Origin of the sequence: Capnocytophaga sp. oral taxon 380 str. F0488 (assembly GCF_000318255.2) — a bacterium.
GTDB classification, from domain to species: Bacteria; Bacteroidota; Bacteroidia; order Flavobacteriales; family Flavobacteriaceae; genus Capnocytophaga; species Capnocytophaga ochracea.
Genome location: NZ_KB291171.1, coordinates 163,905 through 179,342 on the forward strand (window position 1 = coordinate 163,905; position 15,438 = coordinate 179,342).

Annotated in this window: 19 protein-coding genes; 11 read left to right on the forward strand and 8 right to left on the reverse strand. The window is 37.2% G+C overall.

Annotated features, from left to right (window positions below):
* The first annotated feature begins 252 nt into the window (after window positions 1-252).
* The 11 genes from carA (at window position 253) to HMPREF9078_RS01085 (ending at window position 9,370) form a co-directional block, all read left to right on the forward strand.
* Window positions 253-1,353 carry a glutamine-hydrolyzing carbamoyl-phosphate synthase small subunit gene (gene carA, locus HMPREF9078_RS01045; RefSeq protein ID WP_009418858.1) on the forward strand — a complete coding sequence of 367 codons (1,101 nt, stop codon included), beginning with the start codon at window positions 253-255 and terminating at the stop codon, window positions 1,351-1,353.
* A gap of 116 nt (window positions 1,354-1,469) precedes the next feature.
* Window positions 1,470-1,940 carry a DinB family protein gene (locus HMPREF9078_RS01050; protein WP_009418859.1) on the forward strand — a complete coding sequence of 157 codons (471 nt, stop codon included), beginning with the start codon at window positions 1,470-1,472 and terminating at the stop codon, window positions 1,938-1,940.
* 90 nt (window positions 1,941-2,030) lie between these two features.
* Window positions 2,031-3,323, forward strand: a complete 1,293-nt coding sequence (eno, locus tag HMPREF9078_RS01055; RefSeq protein WP_009418860.1) for a phosphopyruvate hydratase — start codon at window positions 2,031-2,033, stop codon at window positions 3,321-3,323.
* Between the two features lie 72 nt (window positions 3,324-3,395).
* Window positions 3,396-4,154 carry a carboxypeptidase-like regulatory domain-containing protein gene (locus HMPREF9078_RS01060; RefSeq protein WP_009421677.1) on the forward strand — a complete coding sequence of 253 codons (759 nt, stop codon included), beginning with the start codon at window positions 3,396-3,398 and terminating at the stop codon, window positions 4,152-4,154.
* 104 nt (window positions 4,155-4,258) lie between these two features.
* A complete protein-coding gene (rpmH, locus tag HMPREF9078_RS11425; protein ID WP_002669412.1) occupies window positions 4,259-4,417 on the forward strand; it encodes a 50S ribosomal protein L34 in 159 nt (52 codons plus the stop codon).
* An 83-nt stretch (window positions 4,418-4,500) separates the two neighbouring features.
* Window positions 4,501-5,262: an MBL fold hydrolase gene (locus HMPREF9078_RS01065; protein ID WP_009418861.1), complete on the forward strand. Its 762-nt coding sequence runs from the start codon at window positions 4,501-4,503 to the stop codon at window positions 5,260-5,262.
* Window positions 5,263-5,333: 71 nt separating this feature from the next.
* Window positions 5,334-5,828, forward strand: coding sequence for a lipocalin family protein (locus HMPREF9078_RS01070; protein WP_009418862.1), 495 nt, complete (start codon window positions 5,334-5,336; stop codon window positions 5,826-5,828).
* A gap of 23 nt (window positions 5,829-5,851) precedes the next feature.
* Window positions 5,852-6,544 carry an OmpA family protein gene (locus tag HMPREF9078_RS01075; protein WP_009410919.1) on the forward strand — a complete coding sequence of 231 codons (693 nt, stop codon included), beginning with the start codon at window positions 5,852-5,854 and terminating at the stop codon, window positions 6,542-6,544.
* 426 nt (window positions 6,545-6,970) lie between these two features.
* A complete protein-coding gene (locus tag HMPREF9078_RS01080) occupies window positions 6,971-7,474 on the forward strand; it encodes a hypothetical protein (RefSeq protein ID WP_009418863.1) in 504 nt (167 codons plus the stop codon).
* Window positions 7,475-7,504: 30 nt separating this feature from the next.
* The gene (locus HMPREF9078_RS12310) at window positions 7,505-7,723 is read left to right on the forward strand and encodes a PLD nuclease N-terminal domain-containing protein (protein WP_083477069.1); all 219 of its coding nucleotides are present in this window, start codon (window positions 7,505-7,507) and stop codon (window positions 7,721-7,723) included.
* 396 nt (window positions 7,724-8,119) lie between these two features.
* Window positions 8,120-9,370, forward strand: coding sequence for an aspartate kinase (locus HMPREF9078_RS01085; protein WP_009418865.1), 1,251 nt, complete (start codon window positions 8,120-8,122; stop codon window positions 9,368-9,370).
* A 109-nt stretch (window positions 9,371-9,479) separates the two neighbouring features.
* On the opposite strand, the gene hisS is transcribed toward HMPREF9078_RS01085, so the two are convergent.
* The 8 genes from hisS to HMPREF9078_RS01125 all read right to left on the reverse strand — a co-directional run.
* Window positions 9,480-10,856 carry a histidine--tRNA ligase gene (gene hisS, locus HMPREF9078_RS01090; protein ID WP_009418866.1) on the reverse strand — a complete coding sequence of 459 codons (1,377 nt, stop codon included), beginning with the start codon at window positions 10,854-10,856 and terminating at the stop codon, window positions 9,480-9,482.
* 6 nt (window positions 10,857-10,862) lie between these two features.
* Window positions 10,863-11,639, reverse strand: coding sequence for a nucleoside triphosphate pyrophosphohydrolase (gene mazG / locus HMPREF9078_RS01095; RefSeq protein ID WP_009418867.1), 777 nt, complete (start codon window positions 11,637-11,639; stop codon window positions 10,863-10,865).
* Window positions 11,636-12,844: an ROK family transcriptional regulator gene (locus HMPREF9078_RS01100; protein ID WP_009417925.1), complete on the reverse strand. Its 1,209-nt coding sequence runs from the start codon at window positions 12,842-12,844 to the stop codon at window positions 11,636-11,638. The genes mazG and HMPREF9078_RS01100 overlap by 4 nt, the downstream gene beginning before the upstream one ends.
* Before the next feature lie 117 nt (window positions 12,845-12,961).
* Entirely contained in the window at window positions 12,962-13,144 is a 183-nt protein-coding gene (locus HMPREF9078_RS11870; protein WP_009418868.1) for a hypothetical protein, read from the reverse strand.
* 22 nt (window positions 13,145-13,166) lie between these two features.
* Window positions 13,167-13,841: a hypothetical protein gene (locus HMPREF9078_RS01110; RefSeq protein WP_009418869.1), complete on the reverse strand. Its 675-nt coding sequence runs from the start codon at window positions 13,839-13,841 to the stop codon at window positions 13,167-13,169.
* A 6-nt stretch (window positions 13,842-13,847) separates the two neighbouring features.
* On the reverse strand, window positions 13,848-14,396 hold the full coding sequence (locus HMPREF9078_RS01115) for a hypothetical protein (protein WP_009418870.1): 549 nt from the start codon (window positions 14,394-14,396) through the stop codon (window positions 13,848-13,850).
* Window positions 14,397-14,404: 8 nt separating this feature from the next.
* Window positions 14,405-15,043 carry a peptidase E gene (locus HMPREF9078_RS01120; protein WP_034542470.1) on the reverse strand — a complete coding sequence of 213 codons (639 nt, stop codon included), beginning with the start codon at window positions 15,041-15,043 and terminating at the stop codon, window positions 14,405-14,407.
* 27 nt (window positions 15,044-15,070) lie between these two features.
* The coding region (locus tag HMPREF9078_RS01125; protein ID WP_009418872.1) for a Type 1 glutamine amidotransferase-like domain-containing protein at window positions 15,071-15,438 on the reverse strand (368 nt) is incomplete at its 5' end.

Genomic DNA, 15,438 nt, shown 5'->3' on the forward strand with positions numbered 1-15,438 from the left:
AGAACGAACAAAAGACGAACAATGAACGAACAATAAACGAAGAATGAACGAAGAATGAACGAACAATAAACGAAGAATGAACGAACGATGAATGGAGATAAGGTGAAGATAAGATGGAGATAAGATGAATATTGATTGTATTTTAGGGTAATATTGAAATAATTTTAATAGGTTTGGGCTAAAAAATATCATTGATTATTTATATTTCAAAAATATTTTGTACCTTTGCAGTCGATTTAAGGAAATAGCACAATGAAGTATCAACAAAAGAAAAAAGCGGTATTACTCCTTGCTGATGGCACTGCCTTTTATGGTAAAAGCGTTGGCTATGAAGGTACTGCTTTTGGTGAAGTGTGTTTCAATACAGGTATGACAGGCTATCAGGAAATATTTACTGACCCTTCGTACTTCGGTCAGATTATGGTGATGACCAATGCTCATATTGGCAATTACGGTATCTGTGAAGAAGACAACGAATCGAATGGTATGAAAATTGCAGGGCTGGTATGTAGAAATTTTAGTTATGATGCCTCCCGTGCTGTTGCCGAGGAAACCTTGAAAGACTTTTTAGACCGTAACCACTTGGTAGCCATTTGTGAAGTAGATACCCGCGCTTTGGTGAGTTATATTCGTGATAATGGCTCGATGAACGCTGTTATTTCCACAGAAACTGACGATTTAGCACTGCTCAAAGCTCGCTTAAATGAGATTCCTAATATGAAAGGTTTAGAATTGGCATCGAAAGTGTCGGTTACTGAACCTTATTTTTTTGGCAATCCAGAAGCGAAGTACAAAGTAGCAGCACTCGATTTCGGCATCAAGAAAAATATCTTGCGCAACTTGGCAGCCCGTGATATGTACATCAAAGTATTTCCGTACAACACGCCTTTGGCTGAGCTCAAAGCGTGGAACCCCAATGGCTATTTCTTGTCTAATGGGCCTGGCGACCCGGAACCGCTCACCGAGGTAATTGCCCAAGTAAAGCAGATGATAGCAGAAGATTTGCCTATTTTCGGTATCTGCTTAGGACATCAGATTATTGCACTGGCAAACGGCATTAGCACTTACAAAATGCACAACGGTCACCGTGGTATTAATCACCCTGTGAAGAATTTGCTTACAGGTAAGGACGAGATTACCTCTCAGAATCACGGGTTTGCTGTGAATAGAGCAGAGGCAGAAGCTAATCCTAATGTGGAAATCACGCATACCCACCTGAACGACAATACTGTGATGGGTTTACGAGTGAAAGGCAAGAAGTGTTTCAGTGTGCAGTATCACCCTGAAGCCGCACCTGGTCCTAATGATGCGACGTATTTGTTTGACCAATTTGTGAAGCAATTGGAGAATTAGAAAATGTGAAAATTAGAAAATTACCCCCGAACCCCCGAAGAGCGACAAGCCGTGAAAAGGATAAGAAGAGTACAAAATATAGGCTAAAAACTAAGGACTAAACACTAACAATTAATATGAAAGAATTACTTACACCCGAAGCATTGCTCACTAATTTAAAAGATGTACGTGCCCTCACCCGCAAGGTGATTGAGGCTTTTCCCGAGAAAGACCTCTTTGAGTTCAACATTGCAAACTTGCGTCCGTTTTCAGGAATGGTAGAAGAGTTTTTGAGAGTTATGGACTATCTTTTTAAAGAGAGATTTCAGGAGCAACACACGCTTTTCTTAGAAGGAGCCTTTCCTACTACCAAAGCGGAAGTATTGGCTTTGTGGGATAGAGCTACTGAAATTCTCGACCGTGAATGGAAAGAAGTGGGTGATTATACACAACCATTCACTATTTATCAAATGACTTTCAGCTTTGCCCAATGGATATTATACTTCATTGAAAACGAGAGTCACCACCGCGGACAAGGGTATACTTATCTCCGCGCTTTGGGTATCGAACCGCCTTTCTTTTGGGGAAGAGAAAGCTTTAACAATTGATAATTGACAATTGACAATTAGCATTATAAAGTCAGATAAGTCCGATATCCCTAACCCCTAAACAAAGTAAATAATTAAATAACAAAATATATGAGTATTATTGTAAGCGTGCACGCACGTCAGATTTTGGATTCAAGAGGAAATCCAACCGTAGAAGTAGATGTAATGACCGAGAATGGTTTCCTTGGTAGAGCTGCTGTTCCATCAGGAGCATCGACAGGTGAATACGAAGCCGTTGAATTGCGCGACGGTGGTAAAAGTTATATGGGTAAAGGCGTACTCAAAGCCGTTGCTAATGTAAACGATATCATCGCAGAAGAAATCGTAGGTATGGACGTTTTCGAACAAAACCTTATCGACAAAACAATGATTGAGCTCGACGGTACTCCTAACAAATCTAAATTAGGAGCTAACGCTATTCTTGGGGTATCATTGGCAGTAGCAAGAGCCGCTGCTGAAGAACTCGGTTTGCCTTTGTACCGTTATGTAGGTGGGGTAAGTGCTCACACTTTGCCTGTACCAATGATGAACATCATCAACGCTGGGGCACACTCCGATGCGCCTATTGCTTTCCAAGAGTTTATGATTATGCCTGTGAACGCTAAGAACTTTTCACAAGCTATCCAAATGGGTTCAGAAGTGTTCCACAACCTTAAAAAGGTATTGCACAAAAAAGGATTGAGCACTGCCGTAGGTGATGAAGGAGGTTTTGCTCCTAACTTTAAAGATATCGAAGACGCTCTCGATTCTATTAAAGAAGCTGTAAAAGAAGCAGGCTACAAATGGGGTGAAGATATCAAAATCGCCTTAGACTGTGCTTCTTCTGAGTTCTACAAAAATGGCAAATACGATTATACTATCTTTGAAGGTGCTAAAGGTAAAGTACGTACTTCAGCTGAACAAGCTGACTACTTGGCAGAATTGGTAGCTAAATACCCTATCATCTCTATCGAAGACGGTATGGATCAAAACGACTGGGACGGATGGAAACTCCTTACTGACAAATTGGGCAAAAAAGTACAATTGGTAGGTGACGATTTGTTCGTTACTAACGTATCTATCCTTGAAAGAGGTATTGCCAAAGGTATTGCCAACTCTATTCTCATCAAAGTAAACCAAATCGGTACTTTGTCTGAAACTATAGCAGCCGTAGATATGGCAAACCGCGCTGGTTATACTGCCGTAATGTCTCACCGTTCAGGAGAAACAGAAGACAACACTATTGCTGACTTGGCAGTAGCTTTGAATACCGGACAAATCAAAACAGGTTCGGCTTCACGTTCTGACCGTATGGCGAAGTACAACCAATTGCTCCGCATCGAAGAATCTTTGGGTTCAGTAGCTTACTATCCTAAAGAAAAAGCTTTCAATGTAAAGAACTAATGTTTTAATATGATTAGGGTGTTCGAGGGCACTCCTCGAACACCTATTTTTTTACCCTTAAAAGAAGTAAGTATGATGAAGAAGATATTATGGTTTTGTATGTTTTTATGTGTGACGACACTTGTAGCTCAGGAAACAGTGTTGCACGGACATATTTACAGTGTGCAAAACAATAAACCAATGCCTAATGTACACATCTTAAACCTCAATAAAGTAAGAGGTACTACTACCAATGACAAAGGTGATTTTAGTATCAGAGTAAGTGCTAACGACACGCTATACATTTCTTTTTTAGGGTATAAATCTACCAAGATACGCATAACAAACGATATGATAAAATATCAAGGGTTGAAAATAGGAATGACAGAGCTTGCTTATACTTTACAAGAAGTGGTTGTAACTCCTTATAAACTCACAGGTTATTTGGATATTGACGCTAAAAATGCACCTATTAATGACAATACGCGTTATAGCATTTCGGGGTTAGATATAGGTTATGAAAGTAGAGCTAGTGCAAGTGCTGTGGGTAGAGTGCTAAGTGCTGTAATGAACCCTGCCGACTTGCTGAGTCGCTCGTTTGGCGCCAAAGGGAAAGAAATGCGCAAACTGAGAGAGATGCGCAAAGACAACGAATTGAGCGATGCTCTTTCCACCCGTTACGACCGCGAAACCCTATTAGAACTTTTGCAAGTAGACCGTAGTGAATTAGAAGATATCATTCGCTCTTGCAACTATTCTAACGATTTTATAATGACGGCAAACGACCTGCAAGTGCTTGAAGCCATCAGTCAGTGTTACGAAGAATATAGGGTTTTACACAAGAAAAAATAAAAAATATTTTGTCATTCCAAAAAATTGACGTACTTTTGCCCCGCTATTGATAAAATAGAGAGATAAAGTATCATTTTTAATAAGATTTTAAAGATTAACAAGCAATGAAAAGAACATTTCAACCTTCAAAGAGAAAAAGAAGAAATAAACACGGATTCAGAGAACGTATGGCAACTGCCAATGGTAGAAAAGTGTTAGCACGCCGTCGCGCTAAAGGACGTAAAAAACTTACTGTATCCTCTGAGCCAAGACATAAAAAATAACAATTTTAATTGTTTAAAGATTAGTGGTTAATGATTAATGACTTGTGAAATTAATCATTAACCATTAATCATTTATCATTATTATGAAGATTACTTTCCTCGGTACAGGTACTTCACAAGGGATTCCCGTAATAGCAAGCAACCACCCTGTGGGGAAAAGTACCAACCCCAAAGATAAGAGGTTGCGCACTTCGGCACTTATCAGTTGGGAAGACACCAATATTGCAATAGATTGCAGCCCTGATTTTAGACAGCAAATGCTCACCAACGATGTACAGCATTTGGAGGCTATACTGTTCACTCACGAGCACGCCGATCATACTGCCGGAATGGACGACATACGCCCTTTTGTACGCTTACAAGGCGATATGCCTATCTATGGACTAAAAAGAGTAATCGATGAGCTGAGAGTACGTTTTGGTTATATCTTTGCCACTGAAAATCGATATGAAGGAGCTCCTTCGGTAATACCTCACGAGATAGACGAAGCGCCTTTTACTTTATATGGTAAAACAGTAGAACCTATACACATAATGCACGGTAATTTGCCCATCGTAGGCTATCGGATAGAAGACTTGGGTTATATTACCGATGCCAAATATATAGACAAGAGCGAAAGAGAAAAACTACGAGATTTAGATGTTTTAGTATTGAATTGCCTAAGAGATGATGTACACCCTACACACCTCAATTTAGCGGAAGCGTTAGAAATTATAGGAGATGTACAACCTAAGCGCACCTATCTCACACACGTGAGCCAAACCTTTGGTTTTCACGAAGAGATACAAAAAAGATTGCCTAAAAACGTATTTTTGGCATATGATAACTTAGTAATAGAATGTTAATATTTAGTTAATTATTAGGTGGGAGAGAAAAAAAAGTTTATTTTTGCCCTCGTAATCAAAAACAATTAAAGATGAAAAAAATTGCACTTTTACTTGTAATGGCAGTATTGGTAATGGCTTGTAAGAGTTCTTCAGGCTCAATGACTGCAAAACCCAAAGAAACAAATATAGCTAATAAAGCTATTAAAGGTGAATGGACATTGCAATCCATCACATATAGTGAAAAAGGTAAATATGAAGTTACCTTGTTAAACGACACTTCCAAAGAATGCTTTGAAGGCAGTACTTGGAAATTCGTTCCGAATAACAACCGCGGACACTATACTATCAACGCGAGTGGTTGTTCAACAGGACAAAGAAACTTCATTTTCATTGTACAAGAAGTAGATAAATCAACAGGATACTATGATTTTCTCTTGAAACCTACTAATGAAAAATATGTTTCAGAAACTAAACAAGGTATTCGTTTGCACTTGGCAAGCATTTCTGACGACTCAATGGTATGGGAACAAACCGTGAGAGTAGATGGCAAACCTTTTGTTATCTCAATGAATTTTGTAAAATAATTAAAGATTAATACAAACAGAAGATGAAAAAAATCGTAGTTTTAGCCTTATCGGCAGCTGTATTGCTTACCGGTTGCGAGGCATACAACAACTCTAACAAAGCACAACGCGGAGCTGTAATTGGTGCTGCTGGTGGAGCTTTATTAGGAGCTATTTTAGGGAACAATGTAGGTAACGGACAAAACAGCGAACTCGGTGCTGTACTCGGTACAGTAGTGGGAGGTGCTGCAGGAGCTGTTATCGGTAACCAAATGGATAAACAAGCTAAAAAAATAGAAGAAGAAATCCCAGGTGCCGATGTTAAACGTGTAGACGATGGTATCGTGGTTACTTTCGATGAAAATAACGGAGGTGTATATTTTGATACTAATAAGTATAACATCAACAACAAATCAAGACAAACACTTGATAAACTATCTGCTATTCTTAAAGAATATCCTGATACTAATGTGATAGTAGCTGGCCACACTGATAATGTAGGTAAAGATGAGTACAACTTAGGTCTTTCACAACGCCGTGCACAAGCCGTTACTAACTATTTTAAAAGTAAAGGTTTAGCAGGTAGCCGTTTTACTACCAAATGGTATGGCGAAAGAAACCCTGTTGCAAGTAACGAAACTGCTGATGGAAGAGCTAAAAACCGCCGTGTGAATGTAGTAATCGTTCCTAATGAAAAGATGAAAGCAGACGCTAAAAAACAGGCTGGAAACAAATAAAAATAGTTTGATACTTGACTATACAAATGAGTGTTGAGAAGTACTTCTCAACACTCATTATTTTTTATCCTTATCCTTTTAATTTATATCTTTGTCTCATAAAATTATAAAATATTTCCAGTAAATAATCATAAAAACGATTGTATCTATTGATTTTATCTTCTATTTTGGCACAATGAATAAGAGTGTTGCTAATTTAATAACACAATAAATAAATAATACTAAAAGGAGTGATATTAATATTTAAAAATATCTTATAATTTATTTGGAAGTTATGATTCTTTGTAGTATGTTTGCCCTATAAAAACTAATAAAACATTATACCGCAAACATTCACATTAATCTAACAAAGATTTATATTTGTTTTATAGTAAAATAAATAATATCAGTTCGACATAAATTGCACAAAGAATTTGAAAATTGACAATGATAGGATTTGAAGTTATTATTAATAAGGAAACTTTTGTAGGAGGAGTTCAAGATGGTGTCATTTCTGTTATTATAGACAGATTACTCTTAGGTTCTCGTAATGAATTAACTATAAGTTTTGGAGGATATGATGTTAAAGCTAATAACTCTATTCATTGGTTAAAAAATGAATTATTTTTAGGAGATAAAATAACCATAAAAGTTATAGAAGTTATGGATAATATTTCTATTCCTATTGAAACCAAGAGTCATAGAGAAACAAATTTTAAGCACCCTTCAAACATAGGTCTTCAGCTATCTGTTAAAGGAGAAGTTATACCTGCGAATATAACTAAAGGAAGTATCCACTTGATTGCAACAGTTCTAAATGATAAAAATAAATCTGAAATAGAATTAGATTTTATAATCATTGAGCATATAGACAATGAAGATACCTCTAAACATTGCTATAAAAATACTTTAGCGTTAGGTGATGTTCTTACGATTGAAGTAAAAGAATAACAAAAGACTATATTTTTAATTCATTATATTATGGAACCTTTTTTAGTTACAACTTTTCTGATACTGCTTTCCGTTTTAATACTCTGGGGACTGTTAGATGTTTTCTATCGTCATTATAAGAAAGACCCTACCGTAGAAATGTATTGGATATTTATTATCTTATTATTTCCTTTTTTAGGTGCGCTCTTATATTTTCATAGAAAACACAGCCAAAGACGGAAAAGCAGTCTTTTCTCACAACGTATTTAATTAATCTTTAAAACAAGCCCTTGCTCAAAAGCAGGGCTTTTTCCTCTTTTTATGAAATATTTTTTATGTTCTTACTCCTCTAAAAACAATAATTTTAAATATCAGAAAATAGTATTTATTTCGCACAATAACGATAATCTTATTAAAAAAGGTGATGTATATAAACTTTTCTATAACAAGTGGTACTAAAAAGGTTCGGTGTCATTTGAGGAACAAAAAGGAAGAACAAATATTCATCTATAAAAACAATCAACAAATATTTTTTACTTTTGAAGAATTTAGAAAATTAATATTATCTTTGCACTGTTAATCTCGGTATTTTGGGTATTTAGGTTTATTACTTACCTCTTACTCACATACTCTGCAGTCGCAGACTTTACCTCATATCTAAAAGAAATGCAGATATTTAAATTTGGAGGCGCCTCAGTAAAAGATGCTGCAGGTGTGCGCAATGTCGCTAAAATATTAGAAACGGTAGGCTATGCTAATACGCTCATCGTTATTTCAGCAATGGGAAAAACCACTAATGCTTTAGAAGTAGTGGTAAATAGCTATTTTAAGGAACAAGAAAAACTCACGGAAAGTGTTCAGCTGATAAAAGACTTTCATTACCATATCATTCGCGAACTATTTACCGATGAAAATCACCCTGTGTATTGGAAAGTAGATGGCTTATTTGCAGAGCTCACTTCGTTTTTAGAACGCAACAAGTCGCCGAAACACAGTTTTGTATATGACCAAGTGATTGGCTTTGGTGAACTCATTTCTACTACTATTATCAGTCAATATCTGAATGACAATGGTATTAAAAACACGTGGATAGATGTCCGTAATCTCGTAAAAACAGATAGTAATTACCGGGATGCCTCTATCGACTGGGAAGAAACACAAAGTAACATTCGCACGCATATTAACAAATCATTGCTGAACATCACACAAGGTTTCTTAGGAAGCGATGCAAATTTCTTCACTACTACCTTAGGGCGCGAAGGTTCAGACTATACAGCAGCTATTTTTGCCTATTGTTTAAACGCTGAAAGTGTAACGATATGGAAGGATGTTCCTGGTGTTCTCAATGCCGACCCTCGATATTTTCAGCATACAGAGCTCTTGCATAAAATCCCTTATAAGGAAGCCATAGAACTCGCTTTTTATGGCGCTTCAGTAATACACCCAAAAACCCTACAACCACTCCAACAAAAGGAAATCCCTCTTTATGTACGCTCATTTTTGAATCCTACTGCTGAAGGAAGCGCTGTGTGTAATGTAGCTGAATTATCTCCAAAGGTACCTTGCTTTATCCTCAAGAAAGAACAAATTCTGCTTTCTCTCTCTTCTCTTGACTTTTCATTTATAATGGAAGAGGGTATTAGCTATATCTTCAAGAATTTGCATAAGACTAAGATGAAAGTAAGTGTGATACAGAACTCGGCGATTAGTTTTTCAGTATGTGTAGACAACAAATTCGATACCTTAACTGAACTTTTAGAAAAATTGGAAGAACGCTTTAAGGTATCGGTAACTGAGAACGTAACACTTTATACCATTCGCCACGCTACAGAAGAGGCTATTAAAGAAGTGGAAATGAACAAAGAAGTGTTGCTTAAACAAGTGGCTTCAGATACGGTTCAGATAATAGTGAAGTAAATCTATCTTCTTATTATCAGTTATTGTTTAAACAACAATCAAACAAAGCATACAATAAAAAAGGGACTGATGATATATTAGTCCCTTTATATATATTCTATGATTCATATTATTGAAATAATGCTTCATTTACCTCATTAAAATTATATTCTTTTTGAGTGCCTTTAAGCATATCTTTCAATACAAAAGTATTTTTGGTAAGCTCGCTTTCCCCAATCATCACTACAAACGGAATGCTTCGCTTATTAGCATATTCCATTTGCTTTTTAATCTTAGCTACATCGGGGTAGAGTTCTGCTCTTTTTCCGAGTTTACGCAACTCTTTCAATAGTTTCATACTCTGTAAAGCTTCGTTATTGCCAAAATTTATACAAAGCACTTCTATGCTATTGCTCAGTGATTCAGGAAAAAGATTCAATTCTTCCATCACCAATCCTATGCGGTCTAAACCAAACGAGATACCTATACCACTTATCCCCTTCAATCCGAAGATGCTCGTAAGGTCGTCATAACGTCCACCTCCACCAATAGAACCCATTTGCACTCCCGCTGGAGCAGCAACCTCAAAAATAGCTCCTGTGTAATAATTCAGTCCACGTGCGAGAGTGACATCGAGGTCTAAAATAGCTGTTTGTAAGGTAAGCCACGCTATTTGTTGTGCTATAAACTCCACCTCTTCAATACCTTTCAACCCCGTTTCAGAAGTTTTTAGTATCTCTTTGAGAGCAGTGAGCTTTTCAGCAAGAGCTCCTTTAAGTGCAAAGATAGGTTGTAGCTTGCTAATAGCTTCGTGGCTGATACCTCTTTCCATCATTTCTTTGATAACACCCTCTTCGCCTATTTTATCGAGCTTATCGAGTGCTACGGTAAAGTCGACGAGTTTATCACTCTCCCCTATCACTTCGGCAAAACCGCTGAGAATTTTGCGGTTGTTAATCTTAATGGTCACCCCTTTAAGATTGAGCGCTGTAAACACGGTGTCATAGAGCTGTACGAACTCCACTTCCTGCCACAAGCTGGTACTACCTACCACATCGGCATCGCATTGGTAAAACTCTCTGAAACGTCCTTTTTGCGGACGGTCGGCACGCCATACAGGCTGAATTTGATAACGTTTAAAGGGGAAAGTCAATTCATTTTGGTGTTGTACTACATAGCGTGCAAAAGGAACTGTAAGGTCATAACGGAGTGCTTTTTCTGATATTTGGGGAGTGAGCTTCTGAGTATTCTTAGTTTCCCAATCGTCTTGTTTAACTCCTTGTGTAAAATCACCTGAATTGAGTATCTTGAAGATAAGACGATCGCCTTCTTCGCCATATTTACCCATCAATGTATCGTAATTTTCAAAGCTGGGCGTTTCGATAGGCTGAAATCCAAAAGCGTTAAAAGTATTTTTAATAGTGTTAATAATAAAGTTGCGTTTGGCCACATCGGCTGGTGAAAAGTCACGAGTGCCTTTAGGTATGCTTGGTTTTTGTATTGCCATTGTTTTTTATTGTTTTACTATTTTCTTAGCTTCTTGCCAATAAGTTTCCATTTCTTGTAAGGTCATATCTTTGAGTGATTTTCCCTTCTCATTGGCTCGTTGTTCCAAGTATTGAAACCGAGTTATAAACTTACGATTAGTGCGCTCTAAGGCATCTTCAGGATTTACTTTCAAAAATCGGGCATAGTTAATAAGACTAAAAAGAACGTCGCCAAACTCACTCTCAATATTTGTCTGTTTTTGCGCTTTTACTTCGGCGTGTAGTTCATCTATTTCCTCTTTTATCTTCGCAAAAACATCGTCTATATTATCCCAATCGAAGCCTACACCTGCCACTTTGTCTTGTATACGAGTAGCTTTTACTAATGCAGGCAAACTTTTAGGCACGCCTCCCAGTACGCTCTTGTTACCTTCTTTGAGTTTTATTTTTTCCCAATTGCGCTTTACATCGTCTTCGTTATCTACTTTCACATCTCCATAGATATGCGGATGCCGTTCAATGAGTTTTTCACACACACCATTTGCCACATCAGCAATATTAAAATCACCCGTTTCACTACCTATTTTGGCATAGAAAACGATATGAAGTAACAAATCACCGAGTTCTTTTTTTACTTCTTGCAGATTGCCATTGAGGATAGCATCGCCCAATTCATAAGTTTCCTCAATAGTGAGATGGCGCAACGATTGTATTGTTTGTTTCTTATCCCACGGACATTTCGCACGCAGGTCGTCCATTATATCGAGGAGTCTCCCAAAAGCCTGAAGTTGTTGCTCTCTCATATCAATCCTATAAATTTACTACGGGCGAGAAGACTTGCACCTAATAGACCCGCCTTATCACCTAATTTTGATACTTTTATCGAAGAGTCTTTATTCACTAAATTCAAAGAATACTTCTTGATAGCACTGCGCAAAGGCAATATCAAATAGTCGCCTGCATTGGCAAGAGTACCACCAATAATCACCAATTCAGGATTAAATAGGTTGATGAGACCCGCCACGTGTTTACCTAGCGTATTTCCCACCTCTTCAATAAGCTCTATAGCCAATATATCTTCCTGCAAAGCTACATCTATGATATCGTTGAGTGTAATTTCGTCTTCATTTTCCTTCTGTTGAGTAAGTAAAGACGATTGACCGTTATGAAGTTTTTCCAAGAATTTACGATAAAGAGCAGAGCCCGAAGCCTCTGTTTCTAAGCAACCTTTTTTACCACAGTGGCATAATATCTCGTTTTCAAAGGCAGTAATATGCCCAAACTCACCTGAAAAGCCCGATTTCCCATAATATAGCTGCCCATTAACGATGATTCCTAAGCCTAATCCCCAACCTACATTCACGTAGATGATATTTTTTTCAGCCTGTACACGCCCTTTAATATATTCACCATAAGCCATCGCACGCGAATCGTTATCAATAGAGACATCTATACCCAATTTTTCTTCAAACATTTCAGTAAGCGGACGTTCATCGAAATAAAAGAAACTATAACTATGCCCCGTTTGAGGGTTCACACGCCCTGAAATATTAATGCCAATACTCAGTATTTTGTCCTTAGGAACCACTGTATGGCTCATAAAATCTTCAATTATTTCACATAAACGTTCAAAACGCTCGTGAGGTTGCGCTTCCTCAAAAGAGATATCCATCTGTTCATCTATCAAATCTCCTTTAAAGTTGATAAGCCCTATATGAACGCGTTTTTGAGAGATATCTACACCTATAAAATATCCTGAACTTTGGTTCAATCCATAGATATTAGGACGTCTACCTCCTGGGGTTTCCATCTTCCCAAAGTCCATCACTATACCATCTTCTATCAGTTCGCCCACCATTTTAGTGACGGTAGGCACACTGAAGTTCAGTTCTTTACCAAGGTCGGCAAGTGTATCATCTCCGTTATTGATGTAATAACAGATAATATCCTTTTTCAATGAGGCGCTTCTGATGCCTTGTTTAATTTCTTCTAAAAATTTTAGTCCCATAGCATTTTAATCTTAATCATTATTGTAAAGGTAAGGCAAAATTACTAAAAATATTTTAATAAAAATGCAATAATAAAAAAATAATTGATGTTTGTAATTAGTATTTAATGCTTTTCCCTACGGATTAATAGTAACGATTTTTCCCTCACGGTGCACCACAATCTTTTGATTATTCTTCCGCTTTTCGGCTATCATTCGTTCGTAAGCAACGTCTAAACCTTTTAAAAGTTTGTCTCGAAATAACTTTTTTTCTGTATTTCTATCTCCCATAGCTGTTTTTCGTTTGATTATAGGTAGCATAAAGATGCATAATCACTTCTTATTACTCATCTGTCATCTCATAAAACCAATTTAAAAAAGGGTCATCGGTTGCTTCGTCGTCCATACTATGAGGGGTTACCACTTCTAATCCTATTGCGGGGATAGTGGTATGAAATGTATTTTGCACCCACTCTTGGTATTGTGTATTGGGGTGGACGAACATTTCGTTCTTATCACTGTTAGGAGGGAGTGGATAATCCTCGTCCCAGCAAATCTCATCATAGCCAATAGCCAAAAGACGCAAGAAATCCAAAGCGTTTTTTACCAATATACAGGTCATCATAGAGCCTGAACCTGACCCGATATGCACGATTTGGGTACGCCCTTCATCGTCGAGCCACAAGGCACATTCCGAACCATCCCCTCCGCTCTGTGCAAAGGAAAGCAAACGCTGTGCAGTTTCCTCCTTATGTTTCCCGAAAGAAATCTCTAACAGCTCCTCACGTTCTGAGGGTTTTGCCACATAAAACGAAATATCAGTACCGCCTTCACGTTCGTCTTCTTTCCAGCTCTCTCTTAGCTTATCTTGTGAATATAGATAGCCATAACGCACGCCATCTCTGTCCTCATAATAACCATTGTCCTCTATCCACTGATAGAGTTGGCGGAGTTCCTCAGGGATTTGCATTCCCTCTGGGATGGCATTTTCTAATTGTTGTAATAAAATATTTTTCATTTTTCTTTACGATTCATATATCATCGCATCATACCAACCTTCAAAATCATCATTTAAGCCATTATCCTCTGAGTCCATTGGTACAAAAATATCTATTCCTTTTGCGCGAATAGATACTTTGTTGAAATTCAATTGCTTTTTTACCACTTCCCAGTTGCCTGCCTCTTCAACCGTATTCACACAACGGACTATTTGGGTTGTTCCTCTGTAGTCCAACCACAAAGCTACCATAGAACCATTGTATATATTTTCGGCTATTTGCAAAAAACGCTGAGCAGCATCGTCGGCATTCTTACCAAAAGAAATGGTCAAGAGTTCTTTACGAAAGTTTTCTTCTTCCATATAAAAGGCAATATCGATATCTACGTTTACGTCATCTAAGTACGTATTCCTAAAAGGATTTTTAGGATATAAATATCCGTAACGTACACCATCGTCTCTATCCTCATAATAGCCATTATCTTCTATCCACTGATAGAGTTGGCGGAGTTCTTCGGGGATTTGCATTCCTGCGGGAAGTGCGTTTTCTAATTGTTGCAATAAGATGTTGGGCATAATCAAGACTATTTCTTAGTTGCTCGTTTAGGTTTTTCAAGTGTTTTTATTTCATTACCTAAAACCGTAATTACTTGATTGTTAGAAATAGGTCGCAAATCTACTTTCTGTGAATATTCGTTTACTATTTTTTGAGTAACTTCCTTATATGGAAAGTTCAAATAATGAGGTAAAAAATAAAAATCTACCAAATGTAATCCTGAATAATCAGTTAATTCTGGAACTTTTTTGGTCTCGTCCATATCACTAACGAACTCAATATTAGGAGAAGCAATGATAGAACCTGCCGAAGTACCTATGTACAACTTTCCGTTATTAATTTGTTCTATAAGTAGTTTGTCAGCTCCTTTCTTTTTTAGTTCCTGCATTAGGTAGAATGTATTCCCTCCAGAAATAAAAATATAATCATTCCGCTCTAATGCTTGGGCTACCTCTTCGGTAGTAGCGGTAGAAACTTCTAATTCTTCTATGATAAGCCCTAATTTTTCAAAGGCTTTTCTATCATCATCGACATAAAAACGCACTTTTTCTACCAAACTTGCTGTTGGAATAAATGCTAGTTTCTTTCCTTTTACGGGTTCACCTGCAAAATCTTCAAATAATTTTGCTACTGAACTGAATGATGAGGTTAAAAATAATTTTTTCATTTGTGTTAATTTTTTCATTTGTGTTAATTATCCTAATTTTTTGGCGTCGTCTAAAACAAGTGTTTTTATTTCATTACCTAAAACGGTAATTACTTGATTGTTGGAAATAGGTCGCAAATCTATTCTCTGTGAATAGTCATTTACTACTTTTTGAGAAGCTTCCTTGTAAGGGAAATTCAGATAGTGAGGTAAAAAGTAAAAATCTACCAAATGTAATCCTGAATAATCAGTGAGTTCAGGGGCTTTTTTTGTTTCGTCCATATCACTAACAAATTCAACAGTAGGAGAGGCAATGACAGAACCTGCTGAAGTACCTATGTACAACTTTCCATTATTAATTTGTTCAATAAGTAGTTTGTCGGCTCCTTTCTTTTTTAGTTCCTGCATTAGGTAGA